The sequence below is a fragment of the Streptomyces sp. GB4-14 genome (assembly GCF_022696125.1).
Lineage (GTDB): Bacteria > Actinomycetota > Actinomycetes > Streptomycetales > Streptomycetaceae > Streptomyces > Streptomyces werraensis.
This window is the reverse complement of record NZ_RZHO01000001.1, coordinates 377,165-397,797: the sequence shown is the minus strand read 5'-3', so window position 1 is coordinate 397,797 and position 20,633 is coordinate 377,165. Positions and strand designations below refer to the sequence as shown.

Sequence of the window (20,633 nt, the reverse complement as noted above, 5' to 3'; positions counted from 1 at the left end):
GGAGGCGACCGGCCCCGGGGCGGACGGTGGTCCGCCCCGGGTTCGCCGGGTTCTCCGGCCGGACAGCACGGTCCCGCGCGGCGGGGGCGGGCCGACAGAGAAGATCCGGCAGCAACAGGTGCCGCGGGGTCGGCGTGTTCGTCCCTGATCTCGGTGTGCGGGCCCGGTGCACGCTGTCGGCGTCGGCCGTGACCTGCGGCCGGCCCCATCACCCGCGGGAGGTTCACCGTGACGCAACCCGACTTCGCGAACGGCGCGGACGCCGAGGAGGCCCGCCCGGACACCGACGAGGAGTACCTCGTGGTGCGCAACGACGAGGAGCAGTACTCGATCTGGCGGGCGGACCGTGAGCTGCCCGCGGGCTGGTACCCGGAGGGGGTGCGCGGCGGCCGGCAGGCGTGCCTGGACCACATCGGCGTGATCTGGACGGACATGCGTCCGCTGAGCCTGCGCCGGCGGCTGGCCGGGGCAGATGCCTGAGGGGCTCCCGGGCAGGCTCCCGGGACCCTCGGCCCACGACCCGCCACGAGGGGCCCTGACGCCCGGCGCCCCGACGCCGGGAGTCCAGTCGGCACGAGTCCCGGCGCCGGGCGCCGCGCCGCCGGGAGCGCCGCTGTCCGGGTCCGGCGCGCCGCCGGTGCTGCCGCAGCGGCTGTGTCCGGCGGTGCTGGACCTGTCGGGACTGCGGGACGGACGCGCCGCGCGGGGCCCGCGGGCCCTGCGGGCCCCGGTGGAGCTGTATCTGGCCCGGGTCGCGGAGCAGGACGCGCAGACCCTGCGGTACGCCCGCGAGGTGCTCGACGCGGAGGAGCGGGCCCGTGCCCGCGCCTTCCGGCACGGCCGGGACCGCGACGCCTACGTGGTCGCCCACGCGGGGTTGCGGAACGTGCTGAGCGTCGTGACGGGGGTGCGGGCCGACGCGCTGGCGCTGGCCCGTGAGCCCTGCGCGGGCTGCGGCGGGCCGCACGGGCGGCCGGTGCTGTCCGCGTCGGGGGTGCACTTCTCCCTGTCGCACAGCGGCGGTCTGGTGCTGGTGGCGCTCGCGCCGGCGCCGGTCGGGGTCGACGTGGAGGAGCTGGCCACCGTCAAGGTCATGCTCAGCGCGCAGTCGGCGCTGCACCGGGCGGAGGCGGACGAGCTGGCGCGACTGCCCGCCTACGGCAGGCCGGCCGCGTTCACCCGCGCCTGGGTGCGCAAGGAGGCCTACCTCAAGGGTCTGGGCACGGGTCTGGTGCGCAACCCCGCGCTCGACTACCTGGGCACGGGTCCGGCGCCCGCGGACCCGGCGCCGGGCTGGGCGGTGCGCGACGTCCTGGTGCCCTCCGGCTATGCGGCCGCGGTGGGACTGCGCACGTGCTGACCGCGCACGGCAGCGCGGCGGGGGAACAGACAACTCCGTTCCCCCGCAGCGCTGTTGGCGTTTCGTCGGAGCCGTGCGCAAACGCCCGGGCGCTGCGCCCCGAGAGGTCCGGCCCGCGCGCCGCCTTCACGAACAACGCACGCTCTCCACCGGGGCGACCGGGATACGATCACGCCCGTGACAGCGCCCGAACCCACCATCGTCGCCACCTCAGGCGGCTTCCGCCCCGGCCGACGTACGCGGGTGCTCTTCGACGCCCTGGTGCACCACGCGGTCGACCTCTCCGGCGTGCACGGCCGACGGCCGCGCGTCCTCCACGTGGGGACGGCGGCGGGCGACGCCGAGATGGTCGCGGCACGGGTCTCCGAGGCGGCCCGGGTGGCGGGCTACGACCTCACTCCGCTCCAGCTGTTCCCGATGCCCAACGTCGAGGACGTCGAGGCCACGGTGCTCGACCACGACGTGGTGTGGGTGGGGGGCGGTTCGGTGGCCAACCTGCTCGCGGTGTGGCGGGTCCACGGCCTGGACGCGATCATGCGGCGCGCCTGGCAGTCGGGGGTGGTGCTCGCCGGGGTGAGCGCCGGCTCCATCTGCTGGTACCAGGGCGGCACCACCGACTCCTTCGGCCCGGACCTGCGGGCCGTCACCGACGGACTCGCGCTGCTCCCCTACGGCAACGGCGTGCACTACGACTCCGACGAGGGCCGCCGCCCGCTGCTCCACCGGCTGGTCGCCGACGGCACGTTCACCGAGGCCCACTGCACCGACGACGGGGTGGGCCTGGTCTACCGCGGCACCCGACTCGTCGAGGCCGTGGCGGAGTTGCCGCGCAAGGCGGCGTACGTGGTGCGGCGGGAGGACGGCCGGGCCGTGGAGGAGCGGATCGAGCCGCGTCTGCTTCCGTCGGCGTGACCCCGGCCCCGTGCCGGCCACCGCCGCTCGCACGACCGTGCGGGGCGACGGGCGGTCGGCCCCCGGCGCCCCCGCACCGGGTCCGCGCGTTCCCGTGCCCCGCGTCGTGAGCCACCTCGTCCCCCCGACGGGGTTCGGAGACCGGGATCGGACCGGGATCAGACCAGGCCCTGGCGTACCGCGTGGGCGACCGCGTGGGCGCGGTTGCGGGCCTGGAGCCGGGTCATCAGCTCGTAGATGACGTTCTTGACGGTGTGTTCGGAACAGCCGAGGAGCAGCGCGATGTCCGCGTTGCCGTGGCCCTCGGCCATGAGCCGCAGGACGGACGTCTGCCGTGCGGTCAGGGCCGGCGGTCTCCGGCGCGTAGGACCGTCCGCACGGCCCCTGGTGCTCAGCGCTCCGGACAACTCCGGGTAGGGGATGCTCGGATGGGGGTACGCGGCCCGGTGGACGGCCCTGAGCAGGCTCTCCTCGTCCAGTTCGGCCGCGCCGACGACGACCGCTCCGGCGCGCAGGATCCGTCGCCGGTCCTCGGGGGCGACGCTGTCGCAGACGAACAGGACGGGCCCGTGCGGGCGCGGCGCGCGCAACGCCTGGTCCGCGTCGGCGGCGACGATCACGGTGACCGTGGCGCAGGGGGCCGGCTCGTCGGCGGCGGACCGGAGTCCGGCGCGTTCGGCGAGCGCGCGGACCCGTTCCGCGCGCGGCGCCGGCACGGCCCGCACCACGACGGCGGGTGCGGTCGTGACCGTGGCGCCGGAGGACGTCGCGGTGACGGGCGACGCCGTCAGGGTGGCGGTCACAGCAGGCCCGCCCGGAGCGCGTAGGCGACCGCGTGGGCGCGGTTGCGCAGCCGGAAGCGCTGGGTGATGTCGTGCACGACGGTGGTGACGGTGCGAGGCGAGTAGGCGAGCCGCTGGGCGATCTCCGCCGTCTCGTGGCCGTCGGCCACCAGGCGCAGCACCGACCGTTCCCGCTCGGACAGCAAGCCCTCGCTCCAGCCGCCGCCGGAGCCGCGCACGGGAGCTTCCGGCTGGTCCAGCAGCTCCTCCAGCAGGCCGGGGGGCAGGGTGCAGTCGTCGCGCGCGGCCGCCAGCACCGCGTGGGCGAGGCGGGAGGCGTCGGCCTCGCGGCGCAGCAGCAGGCCCCGGGCGCCGGCGGCAAGGGCGTGCAGGACGTCTCCGGAGGCGAGGGCGCCCGCGACCAGGACGACGGCGGGGCGGTGGGGCTGGGTGCGGGTGGCGCGCACCGTGTCCAGCTCGGCGGGGCCGAGGCGGTCGACGGTGAGGACGGCGACCCGCGCGTCGGCGGGCTCGCACACGGTCAGTTCGGGCCGGACGAGCAGGGTCGCGCGGATGCCTGCCTCCAGCACCGGGTCGAGTGCGACCACACTGACAGGTACGGATGCTCCCATCTGCTGCTCCTTGGAGGTTCGTGCGCCCCTTCGACTGAGCGGGCGGTCTGGCGTGGGGACTCGGGAACACCGTGCCGCTCCCGTGACCGCCGGGGCATCGGTAGACGGACCCCACTTTTGCGCGCCGGACGCGCCCGGGTCGTGGGGGTGGGGCGGGCGGTCGGACGGGGGCGACGGCCCGGTGGGGGCCCAGCAGCGACGCCGACCGGCCCTCCGGGGTGAGCATGGGGGGCGCGCCCCTCCGGGTACCCGTCCCGGGCCCGCACGGCCCGTCGCGTCCGCGGGCCATGCGTCACGCGCGCCCGTAGAGGGATGCCCCCTCCGCGGTTTTCTCGTGCCGTCCCCCATGCCCCCGCACGTGGGGAGGGGGCCGGGGAGAATATGGGGGACGGTTACCCATGTGGGGAGCGCGGGAGGTCTGGGACCTTTTTCCCGTGACCGACACCGCCAGCCTCCTGACCTCCCGGAGCACCGGACTCCCCGCCGCCTGGTGGGCCCCGGCGCTGACCCTCGCAGAGCGGCTCGCCGCCCCCGGGCTCCCCGGGCCGGCCGCCGCGACCGGCGCCGCCGGGCCGCTGCCCTGGACGGTCGGCGACGCGGAGGGCTTCGCCCTCCGGCTGGACCGGCTGGGTGTGGACGGCGCCACGGCGGCGGCCCTGGCCGCCGAGCCCGCGGAGCGTCTGGCGGAGCGGGCCGTCGAGCCCGACTGGGCGTCGTACGCGGAGGAGGTGCTGGCCGCGGCCCCCGAGGGGCTGCCGGAGGTCGAGGTCGGCGGCGAGGGTCCCGACGCGTTCGCGCCGGCCGTGCGCCCGCTGGTGGCCATGGCCGCCGCCCGCCTCGCGGACCGGACGGCCGGCGTCCCGGACGCCGAGGCCACCGTGTGGCGAGACGCGTTCACCCGCCGTCTGACCCACCAGCTGGTCCGGCTCGCCGCCCGCACGCTGGCCCAGGAGCTGCACCGGGCCCGGCGCTCCCGGCGCCTGGCGGGCGCCGGCCCGCGCGAGCGGTTCGCCTCCTTCGTCGCGGCGGCCGGCACCCGGCGCGGACTGTCGGACCTGTTCACCGCCTACCCGGTCCTGGCGCGGATGCTGAGCCGGACCGCGCTGGACGCGACGGAGGCCACGGCCGAACTCGTCGCCCGCTTCCGGTCCGACCGCGCGGACCTGGTCGCCGCTCTCCTCGACGGCCGGACGCCGGGCCGGCTGGTCCGCGTCGACCTCGGCCGCGGCGACGCCCACCAGGGCAACCGGTCGGTGGCGATCCTGCACTTCGCGGACGGCCGCCGCCTCGTCCACAAGCCCCGTCCGCTCGACCAGCACGCCCTCCTCGACGACCTGGTCTCCTGGCTCAACGCGAAGGTCCCCGGTCTGGGCCTGCGCACCCCGCGCACGCTGCGCCGGGAGTCCCACGGCTGGCTGGAGTTCGTCGAGCACCGCTGGTGCTCCTCGGTGACCGAGACCGACACCTTCTACCGCCGCCAAGGCGCCCTGCTCGCCCTGCTGTACGCGGTGGACGGCGCCGACATGCACTACGAGAACGTCATCGCGCACGGTGACCAGCCGGTCCTGGTGGACGCCGAGACGCTGCTGCACACCGGTCTCGGCCAGGCCCTCACGGCGGGCGCCGACCCGGCGGCGGACGCGCTGGCCGCCTCCGTCCACCGCACCTGCCTGCTCCCGCATCTGCTCATCGGGGAGCACGGCGCGCTGGACATCTCCGCGCTCGGCCGGGACACCGACGGCACCTTCCCCAGCGAGGGCCTGCGCTGGGAGGACAGCGGACTGGACACGATGCGGGCGGTGCGCGGGCCGCTGGCCAGCCCCGCCGCCCAGAACCACCCGTTGCCGCACGGCACTTCCCTCTCCGTCACCGACCACACGGCGGCCCTGCTGGAGGGGTTCCGCGCCGCCTACGCGGCGATCGTCGCCCACCGCGGCGAACTGGTCGGCGATGACGGCCCGTTGGCCCGCTGGGGCGACCGTCCGGCCCGGCTCATCGCCCGCGCGACCCGGCTCTACGCCACCCTGCTGGAGGAGTCCACCCACCCCGCACTGCTGGGCGACGCCCTGGCCCGGGAAGGGGTGTTCGCGGTGCTGTGGTCGGAGTCCGCGCAGGACCCGGCGCGCGAGCGGCTCATCGAGCACGAGACGGCGGCGCTGTGGCGCGGTGACGTCCCCTTCTTCACCCACCGGCCCACCGGCACGGCCGTGACCGCCGACGACGGTGCCCGCGTGCCCGACCTTCTGCCGGTGGCCGCCGTGACCGCGGTGCGCGAGAAGATCGGCCGTATGGACGAGGTCGACTGCCTCGACCAGGAGTGGGTCATCTCGGCCACCCTCGCGGTGCGCGGGGCGAGTTCCCCGCCGGACCGCCCCCGGTCGGAGCTGGCACCGGCCCCCGTGCCGCCGGTGGCGCCGGACCCGTCCCGGCTGCTGGCCGCCGCCTGCGGGATCGCAGACGAGATCGCGGCCCGCGCGGTCCGCGGCGGCACCCGCACCAACTGGATCGGTCTGGAGCGGGTGTCGGGCGACCACTGGGCCGTCCTGCCGATGGGGGCGGGCCTGGCCCAGGGCTACTGCGGAGTCGCCCTGTTCCTCGCCCACACCGAGGCGCTCACCGGCTCGGGACGCTACGGCGCGGCGGCCCGCGAGGCGGTGCGTCCGCTGCCGGCCCTGCTCAAGGCGCTCGCCGAGGACCCCCAGCTGAGCGAGGCCGCCGGCCCCGGCGCCTACGACGGACTCGGCGGGATCGTGTACGCCCTGGTCCGGCTGGCGGGGCTCCTCGGCGAGGGACTGCGCGCGTGTCTGCCGGACGCGCTCACCGCCCTGGGGCACGCGGCGGCGGCCTGCGCCGACTCCGGTCTGGCCCAGGGGCGGGCGGGAGCCCTGGCCGCCTCGGTCGCCGCGTACGAGGCCACCGGTGATCCGGCGGCGCTGCGGCTGGCGGACCAGGTCGCGGACCTGCTGCTGGTGCAGGCGCTCGGGGAGTGCCCGGTCACGCCCGCCGTGGCCGGTTCCGGCCTCCCGTCGTCCGCCGGTTTCGCCGACGGCGCCGCCGGCATCGCCTGGGCGCTGCGGCGCTACGCGGGCCACCGCCCCGAGCGCGCCGCCCACGCCGAGCGCACGGCCGTCGCCCTGCTGGACCCCGGTGCGCACCACGGCGATCCGGCGGACCTGTCCTGGTCGCACGGGCTGGCCGGACGGGCCGTCGCCGGGCTGTCGAACCCGGTCGGACCGCCGGACGACGCAAGCCTGTTCGAAGCCTCCGTGCGGCTCGCGGACGCGCCCGTCGGTCCCGACCTCAGCCTCGCCCAGGGCGTCCTCGGCCGGCTGGAGGCTCTGACCGTCCTGGCCGGGCAGGGCGACAGCACGGCCCGTTCGGCGCTGCGACGGCACACCGGTCACGTCCTCGCCCTCGTCGAGGCACAGGGCCACCGCTGCGCCACCCCCGACCACGTCCCCTCCCCCGGTCTCCTGACCGGCCTGGCCGGCATCGGCTACGGACTGCTCCGCCTGGCCCACCCCGGGACCGTCCCGTCGGTCCTGCTCCTGCACCACCCGGACCACTGACCGCCCGCACCTTCCGTGCCGCTCGCTCCACCCGTCACACCCGCACCACTCGCACCCGCGCTCGTCAGCACCACGGCACCTCCCCGGATCCGAACCCGCGCGCCCACACGGGACACCAGAAGGGACCACCGTCATGGACCAGCACCTCGCCGCCGCCGACTCCGCCGAGTTCACCGCCGTCGAGTCCGCCGAGACGCATACCGAGCGGGACGTCGTGGGCGGCATCACCCTCTCCGGCCGCAACCGGGCCTGCGCCCGCGCCCGGGTGCTGGCCGGCATGGTCCTCACCAGCGGCATCGTCATCACGCTGAGCAGCCTCGACACCTCGGTCTCCGCCCCCAACTGACCCCGCTTCCACCGGCTGTTCCCCGTGATGGCGCGGGCTCGCCACGGCGGGCCCGCGCCGCGGCGTTGGCGCGCGCACCCACCCGACGCGCTCCGGCGCATCTGCGGTCGACCTCGACCCCGGCGCGACCTGCCCCCGGCCGACTCGGCCGATTATCATCAGCGTTCATGCGTTCCCATGCGCCTTCCCTGGTCGGGCGGGACCTCCACCTCACCCAGCTCGAGCGCTCCCTGGCCGACGCCAGGCAGGGCATGGGCAGCGTCGTCTTCCTGGTCGGCGAGGCCGGGGTCGGCAAGTCCCGGCTCGCGGCGGAGGCGGTGGGCCAGGCCGTGGGTTCCGGGATGCGGGTGCTGCGCGGCCGGAGCAGCACCACCGGTCCCGCCGTGCCGTTCCGGCCGCTCACCGAGGCGCTGATGTCGCTGTTCCGCGGCGGCGATCCCCTGGACGACCTGGCGCTCGGCCCCTACCGTCCGGTGCTGGGGCGGCTGATCCCGGACTGGGACACCGGGGAACGCGACAGCACTTCCATGGTCATCCTCGGGGAGGCCGTGCTGCGGCTGCTCATCGCGGCCGGCCGCGGCCAGGGGCAGCTGCTGCTCCTGGAGGACCTGCACGACGCCGACCCCGAGACGCTCGGCGTCCTGGAGTACCTGGTCGACAACCTGGCCTACACGCCCGTGCTGCTGGTGGCGACGGTGCGCACCGACATCAGCGACGCGCTGGACCTGGCGCAGTCGGCCCGCCGCCGCGGGGCCGCCACCGTGGTGGAACTGCCGCCGCTGTCCCGGCCGCAGGTGCACGAGATGGTCGCCACCCAGCTCGGCGTGGACAGCCCCGGCGACGTCCCCGCCGAGGTCCTCGACCGACTGTGGGAGGACAGTGCGGGCAGCCCTTACCTCGTCGAGGAACTGCTCCAGTCCATGATCGGCTCGGGCACCCTGGTGCAGGGTCCCGGTGGCTGGCGTGCCGTCGGCGATCCGCGCCGTGACGTTCCCTCAACGCTGGCGCGCGGCATCCTGCGCCGGATCGACCGGCTCGGCGCACAGGGGCTGACGCTGATGTCGGCCGCCGCGGTCCTGGGCCGCCGTTTCCCGCTCTCGGTGCTCCAGCGTGTCACCGGGGTCGACGACCGGACCCTGCTCGGCCATCTCCACGCAGGTGTCGCCGCCCGCCTGGTGGTCCCCGACGAACCCGCGCCCGACTGGTACTCCTTCCGCCACTCCCCCACGCTGAAGGCCCTGTTCACGCACATGACGCCGGGCCGGCGCGCGGAGCTGGCCCGGCGCGGCGCCCAGGCCGTGGAAGAGCTGCACCCGGCGCTGGAGGGCGACTGGTGCGCGCTGGCGGCCGGTCTGCGCTGCGAGGCCGGCGACCGGGTCGAGGCGGGACTGCTCTACGCCGACGCCGGTGGTCGCGCCCTGGCCGCGGGCGCCCTGAACTCGGCGGTGACCCTGCTCAGCCGGGCCGAGTCGCTGCTGGCCGAGGGGGGCGATCCGCAGGCGCGGGCCGCCGCCCTGGAGAACCTGCTCCCCGCGCTCGCCGAGGCCGGCGACTTCGCGCGCGCCTTCGACCTGGCCGACGACCTGCACGCGCTCGGCGGCGAAGGGCTGAGCCCCGTCCGGCTGGCGACGCTGCACGCCCGGCTGGCCAAGGTGGCGCACACGGCGGGGCGGTGGAGCGACGGCAACCGGCAGGTCGACCGCGCCCGCGAGGTGCTGGCGGGCACCCCCGACGAGGCCACCGCGGCGGCCGTGGACGTCACCGCCGCCTACCTCGCCCTGGACACCCCCGGCCCCGACCGGACCCAGCACGCGGAGAAGCTGGCGCGTTCCGCCGCCGACACGGCCGAGCGCCACGGGCTGCCGGTCGTCGCCTGCCAGGCCTGGGAACTGCTCGCCACGGTCGCGCGCGAGCGGGATCCGCAGGAGTCGGAGGCCATGCTCGGACAGGCGATGTCCGCGGCCGAGCGGCACCGGCTGCCGTTGCAGCGCATGTACGCGGCGACCCGCATGGGCGGCAACGCCTGGCTGGCCGAGGGCGACACCGGCGGGCTGCTGTCGGCCCGTGCGGAGGCGTTACGGCTGGGCTCGGTGAACATCGTGCACACTGTCGACGGCATCCTCGTCCTGGACGCCGTGCTGCGCGGCCGGGACGACGTGGCGCGTTCCGCCGCCGCGGAGTGCCTGGCCGTCGTGCGCCGGCTGCGGATGGCCCCGGCCGTGCGGTACGTGGTGATGGCGCAGGCCACGCTGGAGGCCCACCGCGGTGACCGGCAGGCCATGGAGGCGACGCTGGCGGCGTTCACCGAGTGGGACGGGGCCGGTTCGCAGGAGGAGCCGCTCACCAGGGGCCTGGCCGGCGCGTTCTGCGCGCTGCTCGAGGAGAACCGGGAGCTGGCCCGCGAGGAACTGGCGGCGGTGCAGGCCATGGAGGCGGACAACCCCTCCACCTACCATCTCGGCGGCACCCACGGACTGGGGCTCCTGCTGGACGTGCTGGAGGGTGACGCCGACCGGGCCCGGTACGCGGAGATCACGGCGACGGCGATGGCCCGCATGCGCTGGAACCGGCAGTTCGTCCACCTCGCCGAGGCGGTCCTGCTGGGCCGGGAGGGGGCCGGCGCGGACGCGGCGGCCGCCGTGGCGCGGGCGCTGGCGGCGGCGGAGCCGTATCCGCTGGCCCAGCACCTGGGGCTGCGGCTGGTCGCGGACGCCGCGCACGAGGGCGGCTGGGGCGATCCGGTGGGCTGGCTGCGGCGCGCCGAACACCACTTCCACGAGCGGGACATCGCGGCCGTCACCGGCGCCTGCCGGGCAGGGCTGCGCCGTCTGGGCGCCCCGGTGCACCAGCACCGCAGCGGCACCAGCGGCATTCCCGAGCAGCTGCGCACGCAAGGGGTGACGGTCCGGGAGTTCGACGTGTTCCGGCTGCTGGCGGAGCGGCTCAGCAACAAGGACATCGCGGACCGGCTGTTCATCTCGCCCCGGACGGCGGAGAAGCACATCGCCAGCCTGATCACCAAGACGGGGGCGGCCAACCGCGCGGACCTGTGCGCACGGTCGGCCGCCCTGCGCTCGGGCTGAACGGGCCGAGGGCGGGTTCAGCGCATCTCCCGCACCGCCCGGGATCCGAGCACCGCGAGCCCGGTGACCGCGAGGACCGCGGCCACGACCCCGAACAGGGCGAGGTGTCCCGTCCGGGCCAGGGCGCCGCACAGGATCAGCGACAGCGGGGCGGCGGCGTAGCCGAGGACCATGTCGACGGAGACGACGCGGGTGAGGACGTCCTGCGGGATGTTGCGCTGGATCCAGCTCAGTCCGAACACGCCCTGGTAGCCGATGGCGAAGCCCATGGCGAGGACGGTCGCGATGACGACCGGGGTGTTCTGGGCGAGGCCGAGGACGGCCATTCCCGCGCCCAGCCAGCCGGCGAGGCCGGCGACCAGGAGGCCGACGCGGGGCCGTCCGCCGACCGCCCCGCCGACGAGGGTGCCGAGGACCGCACCGCCGGCCAGGGCGCCGTTGAGAACGCCGAGGGTGGCCGAGCCGCCGCGCAGCACCTGGTCGGCGAGGGTGGCGAAGCCGACCGTGAAGGGGCCCGCGTAACAGAAGTTGACCGCGGTGTCGAGGGCGACGACGGTGCGCAGACGCGGGTCGCGCAGAGTGAAGGTGACGCCTTCGCGGATGCGGGCGCCGAGGGAGGGCCCCTTCTCCTCCGGGGCGGCCTTGGGCGTGTCGGGCCGGGGGCGGGTGCGGATGCGGGCGACGCACAGTCCGCACAGCGCGAAGCAGACGGCGTCGACGAGGAAGGCGACCGGCGCCTCGGTGAGGGCGATGACCGTGCCGCCGACGGCAGGGCCGAGGACGGCGGCGGTGCGCGCGCCGGCGCCGAGCAGGGCGTTGGCCGGGGCGAGCAGGTCCTTGTCGACGACCGACGGCAGGATGGAGACGCGGGCGGGCTGGAAGAAGGCGTCGACGGCGCCGAACGCGGCGGCCGCCGCGCACAGCATCCACACGGTGAGGTGTCCGGTGAGTCCGGCGATGCCGACGGCGGCCATCAGGGCGCTGCGGGTCCAGCTGGAGGCCACCATGAGGGTGCGGGTGGACCAGGTGTCGCCGAGGGTGCCGCCGACCAGGGTGAGCAGGGCCCGGGGCACGGCCTGGAAGGCCAGGACGTAGCCCAGGGTGAGGGTGGAGCCGGTCAGGCTCAGGGTGATCCAGGAGAAGGCGACGACGGTGAATCCGTCGCCGAGCAGGGAGAGCGCCTGCCCCGTCCACAGCAGGCGGAAGGAACGGTGCCGGGCGGGCGCCCACAGCCGCGGGCGGTCCGCGGCGAGGGTCGTGGCCATGGGGTGCCTCTCTTCGGGGGACGTGTGCGGTCCGGTCAGTAGTGGACGGGCAGGGCGGTGAGGCTGCGGTTGAGCAGGGACGGCTGCCAGGAGAGCCGTGCGGGGTCGGCGAGGGCGAGGCCGGGCCGCTCGCAGACGAGCGTGCGCACGGCGCACACGGCGACGAGGCGGGCGAGCGCGGCACCGATGCAGAAGTGGGCGCCGAAGCCGAAGCCGAGGTGGGTCGCGCCGCCGCGGGTGACGTCGAAGCGGCCCGGGTCGGGGAAGCGGGCGGGGTCGCGGTTGGCGGCGGCCGTGACGAGGAAGATCCGGTCGCCCGCGCGCAGGGTGTGGCCGCCGAGCTGGAGGTCCTGGGCGGCGGTGCGGATGGACATCTTCGACGGCCCGTCCAGGCGCAGGGTCTCCTCCACGGCGCCCTGGGCCAGGTCCGGTTCGGCGCGGACGGCGGCGAGCTGGTCGGGGCGGGTGTGCAGGGCCAGGACGGTGTTGGCGATGAGGTTGCTGGTGGTCTCCCCGCCGGCGAACGCCATCTGGGTGAGCATGCCGACGAACTCCTGCTCGCTGACGGTGTCGCCGACCCGGCCCTCGGCGAGGACCTGGCTGATGAGGTCGTCGCCGGGCTCGGCGCGCCGCCGTTCGACGAGCGCGCCGAGGTAGTCCTCCAGGCTCACCAGGGCCTGGAGGGAGGCGCGGTACTCGCTCTCCTCCTGGGCGGTGCCGAGCACGAGGTCGGCGACGCGGGCGTTCCAGTACCAGAAGGAGGGGCCGTCGGTGGGCGGGATGCCGAGCCAGCGGGCGAAGACGAGGGCGGGCAGCGGTTTGGCGACGTCGGCCATGAGGTCGCCGCTGTGGCCGGGAGCTGCTTTGCGGGTGAGGACGGCCCGGGTGACCTTCTCGGTGAAGGCGCTGTAGCGGGCGACGGCGCGGGCGGCGAAGGCCTCCTGGAAGACCTGGCGCAGCCGGCGGTGCTGGGGCGGGTCGTTGAAGACCATCCAGCGGGACAGGATGGAGAAGGCGCGCTCGGCGTCCTCGCGGGCTCCTTGCGGCACGGCGTCCATCAGGGGGCGGACCCGGTCGGCGGAGACGGCGCGGTCGCGCAGGCAGCGCATGACCTCGTCGTAGCCGGTGACGAGCCAGGCGTGGTGGAGCGGGCTCCACTGCACGGGGTCGCTCTCGCGCAGGGCGTCGAGGTGGCCGTAGGGGTCGGCGACCAGGTCGGGGGCGAGGAGATAGCGCTCGGTGGGGGCGGGGGCGAACGTGGTCATCGGGCTTCTCCGGTCTCCAGGGCGGCGAGCAGGTCGGCGATGCCGGTGACCTGGGGCTCGGCCATCATCGACATGTGGTCGCCCTCGCTGATGTGCAGGGTGAGCCCGCCGCGTGCGGTGGCCCGCCAGCGTTCGACGTAGGTGTCGAAGTCGACGTCGAGGCCGGGCATCGGGACGCCGCGGGGCAGGTTCGCGGCCTCGCTGCCGACCACGAGGTGGAGGTGGCCGGGGTAGGGGCGGACCTCGTAGGCGGCGAGTGCGGCGAGCAGGGAGTGCCAGACCTCGATGGGGGCGCCTTCGACGAGGGCGGCCTCGGCCGGGCTCATGCCGGCGCCGAGGAGGGTGGCGGTGAGTTCGGCGGTGGCGCGGTCGCGCTGCGGGGAGTCGGGCATCTCGCGCAGCCGGTCGCGCTGGCGCTGGGCCTCCCGCAGGTCGCGGGTGACGCCTTCGAGGCGGGCGCGGGCGGCGGGGTTGGGCAGGTAGGGCTCGATGAGGACGAGCGGGGCGACTCGGTGGCCGGACTGGTGCAGCTGGGTGGCCATCTCCAGGGCGATGTTGGCGCCCATGGACCAGCCGAGCAGGGCGTGCGGGCCGGGCGCCGCGCGGTCGGTGATCTCGGCGGCGTAGTTGGCGGCGATGCCGGTCACGGTGCTGGGGTCGACGCCGCCGAGCAGTCCGCGGGCCTGGAAGGCGTGGACGGGGCGGCCGGGCGGCAAGGCGCGGGCGAGCGGCACGAACCAGGCGGCGCTGCCGCCGGTGGGGTGCACGCACCACAGGGGTTCGCCGTCGCCCTCACGCAGCCGCACCTCGGAGGTGACGGTCCGGGGCAGTCCCGCGCCGACCGCGCGGGTGGCGTGGGCGGCGAGGCGGGCGAGGGTGGGGTGTTCGATCAGGTCGCCGACGGTGACGGGCAGTCCGCGTCCCGCGGCCATCAGGGACACGCGGACGGTGGACAGGGAGCTGCCGCCGATCCGGAAGAAGTCGTCGTGGACGCCGATCCGGGACAGGCCCAGCACCTCGCGCCAGATCTCGGCGAGGATCCGCTCGGCGGGGGTGGAGGGGGCGACGTACGCGGTCTCGTCCTGGTCGCGTTCGGCGGGCGGCAGGGGCAGCGCCCGCCGGTCGATCTTTCCGCTGCGGTTGACGGGCATCTCGTCTAGGAGGACGAAACGCGAGGGCACCATGTAGGCGGGCAGTGCGGTGCGCAGGGCGCCGCGCAGCTCCTCGGGGGTGTGCCGGCCGGTGTCGTCGGTGACCAGGTAGGCGACGAGGGCGGGTTCGCCGCCGGGCAGGTCGGTGCGGTGCAGGACGACGGCCTGGCGGACGCCGGGCAGTCGCCGCAGGGCGTGCTCGATCTCACCGAGTTCGATGCGGAAGCCGCGCAGTTTCACCTGCGCGTCGCGGCGGCCGAGCCATTCGACGGTGCCGTCGGGCCGGTAGGCGCCGAGGTCGCCGGTGCGGCACAGCCGCTCGCCGGGGCCGCCGTAGGGGTCGGGGACGTAGGTGGCGGCGGTGAGGCCGGGGCGGCCGAGGTAGCCGCGGCCGACGGCCCGTCCGCCGAGGTGGATCTCGCCGGGGACGCCGACCGGGACGGGCTGGAGGTCGTCGTCGAGGACGTGGACGCGGGTGTTGCGGATCGGGGTGCCGACGGGCGGCCGGCCCTGGCCGGGGGTGAGATCGGCGGCGACGGACCACACGGTGGTCTCGGTGAGCCCGTACACGTTCTGGAAGCGGCGGCCCCGTGACCAGCGGTCGGCGAGTTCGGCGGGGCAGGCCTCGCCCGCGACCTGGAGGACGCGCAGGTCGGGGAAGGTGTCCTCGCCGAGGACGGCCAGGGCGCTGGGCGGGAGCATGCCGCCGGTGACGCGGGCCTCGCGCAAGGTGCGGGCCAGGTCGGGGCCGGGGCGCAGGTCCTCCTTGGGTGCGGTGACCAGGCGGCCGCCGTTGGCGAGGGCCCAGGTCAGTTCCAGGATGGAGGCGTCGAAGCCGAAGGACGCGAACTGCAGGACGCGGTCCTCGGGGGTGGGGCCGACCAGGTCGCGCTGGCCTTCGAGCATGTTGGACAGGCCGCCGTGCGCGATGGCGACGCCCTTGGGCACGCCGGTGGAGCCGGACGTGTAGATCAGGTAGGCGAAGGTGTCGGCGTCGGGCTCGCGGCCCGGCACCGGTCCGACCGGCTCGGCGGGCACGTCCAGGTGGAGGGTGGGGCCGTCGAAGGGGACGGCGCCGTCCAGCGCCCGCTGGGTCAGCAGCACCCGCATGCCGCTGTCCTCGGCCATGAACGCGAGTCGTTCGGTGGGGTGTTGGGGGTCGAGCGGGACGAACGCGCCGCCGGAGCGCAGCACGCCGAGCGCGGCGCGGACCCAGTCCGGCCCCCGGTCGACGCAGATGCCGACGACGCTCTCGGGTCCGACGCCGAGCAGCCGCAGGCGGCGGGCGATCTGTTCGGCCTGCTCGTGGAGTTCGGCGTAGGTCAGGGTCTGGCCGCGGTGCTCGACGGCGACGGCGTGCGGGGTGCGGGCGGCCCATGCGGCGACGTGCTCGTGGAACAGCAGCGGCGAGGAGGGCAGGTCCGGGCCCGCGGCCCAGCCGAGGACCGTCTCACGGGCGGCGCCGGTGGCGGCGGGCGGGCGGATCCGGGCGTGCGGGTCGGCGGTCATGGCCTCGAGCTGGGCCACGAAGACGTCGGCGACCTGTTCGGCGGTGGCCGGCGCCACGTACTCGGGGTCGGCGTCGAGGGTGAAGGCGTTGACACTGGCGTTGACCAGCAGCGGGAACATCGTGCGGGCGATCTCCAGGGAGTCGTCCCAGGAGTCGTGCGCCAGGCGGTGGAAGTTGACGTAGTTGAAGACGGTGTCGGTCAGGTTCGGTTCGGTGGGCCGCAGTTGGGCGATGCGGACCAGCGGGACCCGGCGGTGCGGCAGCATCTCCTGCTCGGCGCCGAACACGTCCCTCAGGTAGGTCAGCCAGTCGCCGCGCGGGCGGTCCACGCCGAACGGCACGGTGTTGAGGAACAGTCCGCGCATCCGGTCGGCGCCGGGCACCTCGGGGCGGCCGTTGGTGACCAGGCCGATGCTGTGGCCGCGCACGCTGTCGTCGCGGTCGGCGAACAGGCTCATGGTGTGGTGGAAGGCGGCCAGCAGCACGGTGCGGCGGGGCACGCCCGCATCCTTGGCGAGGCGTCCGATCCGTGTCGCGAGGTGGGCGTAGGAGCGGCGCACCTCGTGCACCGGCGGACCGTCCACGGCGGCCGTGTCGGTGCGCCGGCGCAGGGTGACCGGGCGCAGCGCGGCGAGCCGGTCGCGCCAGTAGGCCAGGGAGTCCTCGTCGGCGAGCGCGGCCCGCTCCAGGGCGACGTACTCGGCGAAGGCCGGGACGCTCGGGGGGCGCGGAGCGGTGCGCCGGGTGACCGCCTCGCGGTGCAGGGCCAGCAGGTCGGCGACGAGGGAGGTCAGGCTCCAGCCGTCGAGGACGACATGGCAGTCGGTGAGGACCAGGCGCAGGTCGTGGTCGGTGACGTGGTGCAGGTGGATGCGGACGAGGGGGGCGGCGGCGAGGTCGAAGCGGCGGTCGAACTCGGCGTCGACGAACCGGCGCAGCCGCTCGCGCTGCTCCTCGCGGGGCAGTCCGCGCAGGTCGGTGTAGCCGACGGGCAGGTGGGCGGTGCGGTGGACGAGCTGGAGGGGTTCGCGGTAGCCGACGAGGTCGACGGAGGTCCGCAGGATCGGGTGGGCGGCGACGACGGCGTCGACGGCGGACTGGAAGGCGGCGGCGTCGAAGCCCTCGGGGACGGTGATCTTCAGGTCGGTGACGTTGTGGTAGGCGCCGCGCCGGTGGTCGGCGAGCATCTCGTGGAGCATGCCGGCCTGGAGCATGGTGAGCGGGTAGGCGTCGGCGAGGCCGTCGGGCAGCCGGTCCCGGTCGGCGGGGTCGACGAGGGAGAAGGGGGCGACCGGTTCGGGGGTGTCGGCGGCGTCGGTGACCAGTTCGGCGAGGTCGGCGAGGGTGCGGGCGCGGAAGACGTCGGCGACGGAGAAGCCGAGCCCGGCGAGCCGGCCGACGCCGACCAGGCGCAGGGCGAGGATGGAGTCGCCGCCGAGGTCGAAGAAGTTGTCGGTGCGTCCGACCCGCTCCACGCTCAGGACCTGTCCGAACACCTCCGCCAGGGCCTGCTCGGTCGGTCCCTGCGGGGGGACGTGCGCCGCATCCTGGGCGGTGGTGGGGCGCACGGCGGTCAGGGCGGCGCGGTCGACCTTGCCGTTGGCGGTCAGCGGCAGGCGGTCGTGGCGGACGAACAGGGCGGGGACCATGTACTCGGGCAGCGTCAGCCGCAGTCCCTCGCGCAGGGCGGGCGCGTCCAGGGGGCGGCCCTCGGGGGTGACGACGTGGGCGACGAGGCGGGCGGCGCCGCCGTCGCGCCGGGCCACCACGGCGGTGTCCGCGACGCCGGGCAGCGCGCGCAGGGCGGTCTCGATCTCGCCGGGCTCGATCCGGTAGCCGCGGATCTTGACCTGGTGGTCGGCGCGGCCGACGTAGGCGAGCTGTCCGTCGGGCAGGACACGCACGAGGTCGCCGGTGCGGTACATGCGGGAGCCGGGGGCGCCGAAGGGGTCGTCGAGGAAGCGCTCCGCGGTCAGCTCGGGCCGGTTGCGGTAGCCGCGGGCCACTCCCCCGCCGGCCACGTGGAGTTCGCCGACGGTGCCGTGCGGGACGAGGCGGCCCCAGGTGTCCAGCACGTAGCCGTGGGCGGCGGTGAGCGGGCGGCCGACGGGTGAGCGGACGTCGCCGTGGACGTCGTCCTCGGTGATGGTGCGGATCGTGACGTGGACGGTGGTCTCGGTGATGCCATACATGTTGACCAGCTCCGGGCGGGGCCCGGGTCCGGTGAACCAGTCGCGGTAGTCGCGCACGTCGAAGGCGTCGCCGCCGAAGACCACCGTCCGCAGGGCGAGGTCGGTGAAGTCGGCCCCGTTCTGGGCGAGATGGGCGCGCAGCCCCTTGAAGGCGGCCGGGGTCTGGTTGAGGACGGTGACGCCCTCCTCGCGCAGCACCCGGTGCACGGCGGCCGGGTCGCGCACCTCGTCCCCGGTGAGGACGACGACGCGTCCGCCGGTGGCGAGGGGCGCCCACAGCTCCCACACGGAGAAGTCGAAGGCGGGCGAGTGCATCAGGGTCCACACGTCGTCGGAACCGAAGTCGAAGTGCCGGTCGGCGGCGCCCAGCAGCCAGGCCAGGTTGCCGTGGGTGATCTCGACGCCCTTGGGGCGGCCGGTGGAGCCGGAGGTGTAGATGACGTAGGCGAGGTCGTCGTGGGCGGGGACGACATCCTCCGGCGACGGCGCGGCGCCCGCTCCGGCGGTGTCCCGCGCCGCGGGGCGCGGGTCGTCGGTGTCCCGCTCGGTGGCGTTCAGTTCGAGCAGCCGGGCCGGCAGGCCCTCCACCGCGTCGCGGGTGGCCGCGTCGGTGACGATGAGTTCGATGCCGGAGTCGGTGACGGTGTACTCACGGCGCGCCTTGGGGTGCGTCGGGTCCAGCGGCAGGTAGGCGGCTCCGGTCCGCCAGACGGCGAGGAGGGCGACGGCGAGGTCGGGGGTGCGGTCGAGGCAGACGCCGACGAGGGCGCCCGGGGTGACGCCGGCCGCGCGCAGTCGCCGTGCCAACGCGGATGCCTGGGCGTTGAGTTCGGCGTAGGTCAGGTCCCGGCCCGAGCCGGTGACGGCTCGCGCGTCGGGGGTGCGGGCGATGTGTCCGGCGAGCCGGTCGACGGCGGTGCGCGGCGGGGCGGCGGGCGTGTCGGTCCTGCGGGCGGGGCCGTCGGGGCCGAGCAGGCGGGCGCGTTCGGCGGCCGTGAGGGGGTCGACGGTGCTCAGGGGCGCGTCGGGGCGGGTGCGGAACGCTTCCAGGAAGGCCACGGTGTGCCGGGCCAGCGCGGCGACGGTCTCTTCCTCGAACAGGTCGGGGCGGTAGACGAAGGCGAGTTCGGTGCGCCCGGCGCCCTCGCGCAGGTCGAGGGTGAGGTCGAACTTCGCGGTGGTGAGCCCGATGCGGTACGGCGTGCCCTCGGCCTGCCCGAGGGCGAGGGCGCCCGCGCCGGTCTCGGTGTGCGTGTAGAGCACCTGCACCAGCGGGTTGCGGGCGAGGTCGCGTTCGGGGCTGAGGGCCTCGACGACCTTCTCGAAGGGCAGCGACTGGTGGGTGAACGCCTCCAGGACCCCGTCGCGGGTGCGGGCGAGGAGCGTGACCGGGGTCGGGTCGTCGGAGAAGTCGCCGCGCATCACGAGGGTGTTGACGAAGAACCCGACGAGTTGTTCGGTCTCGGCCCGCTCGCGGTTGGCGACGACGGTGCCCACGGCGATGTCGTGCTGTCCGCTGTGGAAGGCGAGCGCTGCCTGGAAGGCGGCGAGCACGGTCATGTAGGGCGTGGTCCCGGCGGTGCGGCCGAGGGCGGTGAGGCCGTCGGTCAGGGCGGCCGGCAGGGTGACGGTGTGCACGGCGCCGTGGCTGGAGGGCGTGTCGGGGCGCGGGTGGTCGGTGGGCAGGTCGAGCGGGGTCAGTCCGGCGAGCCGGGAGGTCCAGTGGTCCAGTGCCGGGCCCTGGTCGGCGGCGCGCTGCCAGAGGGCGTAGTCGGCGTATTCCAGGGGCAGTTCGGGCAGATCGGCGTCGCGGCCCTCGCGCCTGGCCCGGTACAGCTCGGCGAGGTCCCGTACGAGGACGTCGAGGGACCAGCCGTCGGAGACGATGTGGTGCATGGCGAGGACGAGGACGTGGTCGTCGTCGGCCGCGCGCACCAGGGTGGCCCGGAAGGCGGGTTCGCGGGCGAGGTCGAAGGGGCGCAGGGCGGCGGCGTGTACGGCGGCGTTCACCTGCCGGGCGGTGGCCTCGTCTTCGGGGACGGCATCCGTCCCGCCGACGGATACGGCATCCGCCTCGCGGACCGCGCCGGCGTCCGCCTCTCCGCCCGCGGCCGCGTCGACGACGTCGAGCACGGCGTCGCCGGCCGGCAGGACGCGCTGGTACGGGACGCCCTCGTGCTCGGGGAAGACGACGCGCAGCTGTTCGTGCCGTACGACGAGGTCGGCGAGGGCGGCGCGCAGGGCCGGCACGTCCAGGGGGCCGCGCAGCCGCCACGCGGCGGGCAGCAGGTAGGTCGCGGCGCCGGGGTCGAGGCGGTCCAGGAAGTACAGGCGCTGCTGGGCCGGGGACAGCGGGGTTCGCTCCGGGCGGGGCCGGACGCGGACGGGGCCGTCGTCGTGGACGGCCTTCCGGCCGCGCAGCCGCTGCTCCAGCAGTCGCCGGGCGGCCGGGGAGAGGCCACCGCCTGCGGGCTGGGGGCCGGGGCGCACGTCGGACGTGGTCATGAGGGCACTCCGAATCTCAGGGTCTGGGGCAGAGCTGTGGGCCGGGTGGCGAACCGGATGG

11 protein-coding genes are annotated in these 20,633 nt (G+C 75.7%); 6 read left to right on the top strand and 5 right to left on the bottom strand.

Annotated elements, in window-relative coordinates; genetic code table 11:
- The first annotated feature begins 228 nt into the window (after positions 1 to 228).
- From ELQ39_RS01185 to ELQ39_RS01175, 3 genes are all read left to right on the top strand, one after another.
- The gene (locus tag ELQ39_RS01185) at positions 229 to 480 is read left to right on the top strand and encodes an MbtH family protein (RefSeq protein WP_024888416.1); all 252 of its coding nucleotides are present in this window, start codon (positions 229 to 231) and stop codon (positions 478 to 480) included.
- A 157-nt stretch (positions 481 to 637) separates the two neighbouring features.
- On the top strand, positions 638 to 1,360 hold the full coding sequence (locus ELQ39_RS01180; RefSeq protein ID WP_242590648.1) for a 4'-phosphopantetheinyl transferase family protein: 723 nt from the start codon (positions 638 to 640) through the stop codon (positions 1,358 to 1,360).
- A gap of 177 nt (positions 1,361 to 1,537) precedes the next feature.
- Positions 1,538 to 2,272: a Type 1 glutamine amidotransferase-like domain-containing protein gene (locus ELQ39_RS01175; RefSeq protein ID WP_225628235.1), complete on the top strand. Its 735-nt coding sequence runs from the start codon at positions 1,538 to 1,540 to the stop codon at positions 2,270 to 2,272.
- Positions 2,273 to 2,430: 158 nt separating this feature from the next.
- Here ELQ39_RS01175 and ELQ39_RS01170 read toward each other — a convergent pair whose 3' ends face one another.
- The gene (locus ELQ39_RS01170; RefSeq protein WP_242590647.1) at positions 2,431 to 3,075 is read right to left on the bottom strand and encodes a helix-turn-helix transcriptional regulator; all 645 of its coding nucleotides are present in this window, start codon (positions 3,073 to 3,075) and stop codon (positions 2,431 to 2,433) included.
- Positions 3,072 to 3,686 carry a LuxR C-terminal-related transcriptional regulator gene (locus tag ELQ39_RS01165; protein WP_242590646.1) on the bottom strand — a complete coding sequence of 205 codons (615 nt, stop codon included), beginning with the start codon at positions 3,684 to 3,686 and terminating at the stop codon, positions 3,072 to 3,074. Before ELQ39_RS01165 ends, ELQ39_RS01170 begins: the two co-directional genes overlap by 4 nt.
- 434 nt (positions 3,687 to 4,120) lie before the next feature.
- On the opposite strand from ELQ39_RS01165, the gene ELQ39_RS01160 reads away from it, so the two are divergent.
- The 3 genes from ELQ39_RS01160 (at position 4,121) to ELQ39_RS01150 (ending at position 10,684) form a co-directional block, all read left to right on the top strand.
- Positions 4,121 to 7,255: a type 2 lanthipeptide synthetase LanM family protein gene (locus ELQ39_RS01160; RefSeq protein ID WP_242590645.1), complete on the top strand. Its 3,135-nt coding sequence runs from the start codon at positions 4,121 to 4,123 to the stop codon at positions 7,253 to 7,255.
- 133 nt (positions 7,256 to 7,388) lie between these two features.
- Positions 7,389 to 7,601, top strand: coding sequence for a hypothetical protein (locus ELQ39_RS01155; RefSeq protein ID WP_093764685.1), 213 nt, complete (start codon positions 7,389 to 7,391; stop codon positions 7,599 to 7,601).
- 167 nt (positions 7,602 to 7,768) lie between these two features.
- Positions 7,769 to 10,684, top strand: a complete 2,916-nt coding sequence (locus tag ELQ39_RS01150) for a helix-turn-helix transcriptional regulator (RefSeq protein WP_242590644.1) — start codon at positions 7,769 to 7,771, stop codon at positions 10,682 to 10,684.
- A gap of 17 nt (positions 10,685 to 10,701) precedes the next feature.
- On the opposite strand, the gene ELQ39_RS01145 is transcribed toward ELQ39_RS01150, so the two are convergent.
- The 3 genes from ELQ39_RS01145 to ELQ39_RS01135 are packed head-to-tail and all read right to left on the bottom strand — an operon-like array spanning position 10,702 to position 20,572.
- Positions 10,702 to 11,949 carry an MFS transporter gene (locus tag ELQ39_RS01145; RefSeq protein ID WP_242590643.1) on the bottom strand — a complete coding sequence of 416 codons (1,248 nt, stop codon included), beginning with the start codon at positions 11,947 to 11,949 and terminating at the stop codon, positions 10,702 to 10,704.
- 35 nt (positions 11,950 to 11,984) lie between these two features.
- Positions 11,985 to 13,214 (bottom strand): cytochrome P450, encoded by a 1,230-nt coding sequence (locus ELQ39_RS01140; protein ID WP_225643949.1) that lies wholly within the window; start codon positions 13,212 to 13,214, stop codon positions 11,985 to 11,987.
- Positions 13,211 to 20,572, bottom strand: a complete 7,362-nt coding sequence (locus ELQ39_RS01135) for a non-ribosomal peptide synthetase (RefSeq protein ID WP_242590642.1) — start codon at positions 20,570 to 20,572, stop codon at positions 13,211 to 13,213. Before ELQ39_RS01135 ends, ELQ39_RS01140 begins: the two co-directional genes overlap by 4 nt.
- Between the last annotated feature and the right edge of the window lie 61 nt (positions 20,573 to 20,633).

Excerpts from the sequence above, each read along its gene's own strand:
- ELQ39_RS01165 (WP_242590646.1), bottom strand. The coding sequence starts at position 3,686 with ATGGGAGCATCCGTACCTGTCAGTGTGGTCGCACTCGACCCGGTGCTG.
- ELQ39_RS01155 (WP_093764685.1), top strand. The coding sequence starts at position 7,389 with ATGGACCAGCACCTCGCCGCCGCCGACTCCGCCGAGTTCACCGCCGTC.
- ELQ39_RS01150 (WP_242590644.1), top strand. The coding sequence starts at position 7,769 with ATGCGTTCCCATGCGCCTTCCCTGGTCGGGCGGGACCTCCACCTCACC.
- ELQ39_RS01145 (WP_242590643.1), bottom strand. The coding sequence starts at position 11,949 with ATGGCCACGACCCTCGCCGCGGACCGCCCGCGGCTGTGGGCGCCCGCC.
- ELQ39_RS01140 (WP_225643949.1), bottom strand. The coding sequence starts at position 13,214 with ATGACCACGTTCGCCCCCGCCCCCACCGAGCGCTATCTCCTCGCCCCC.
- ELQ39_RS01135 (WP_242590642.1), bottom strand. The coding sequence starts at position 20,572 with ATGACCACGTCCGACGTGCGCCCCGGCCCCCAGCCCGCAGGCGGTGGC.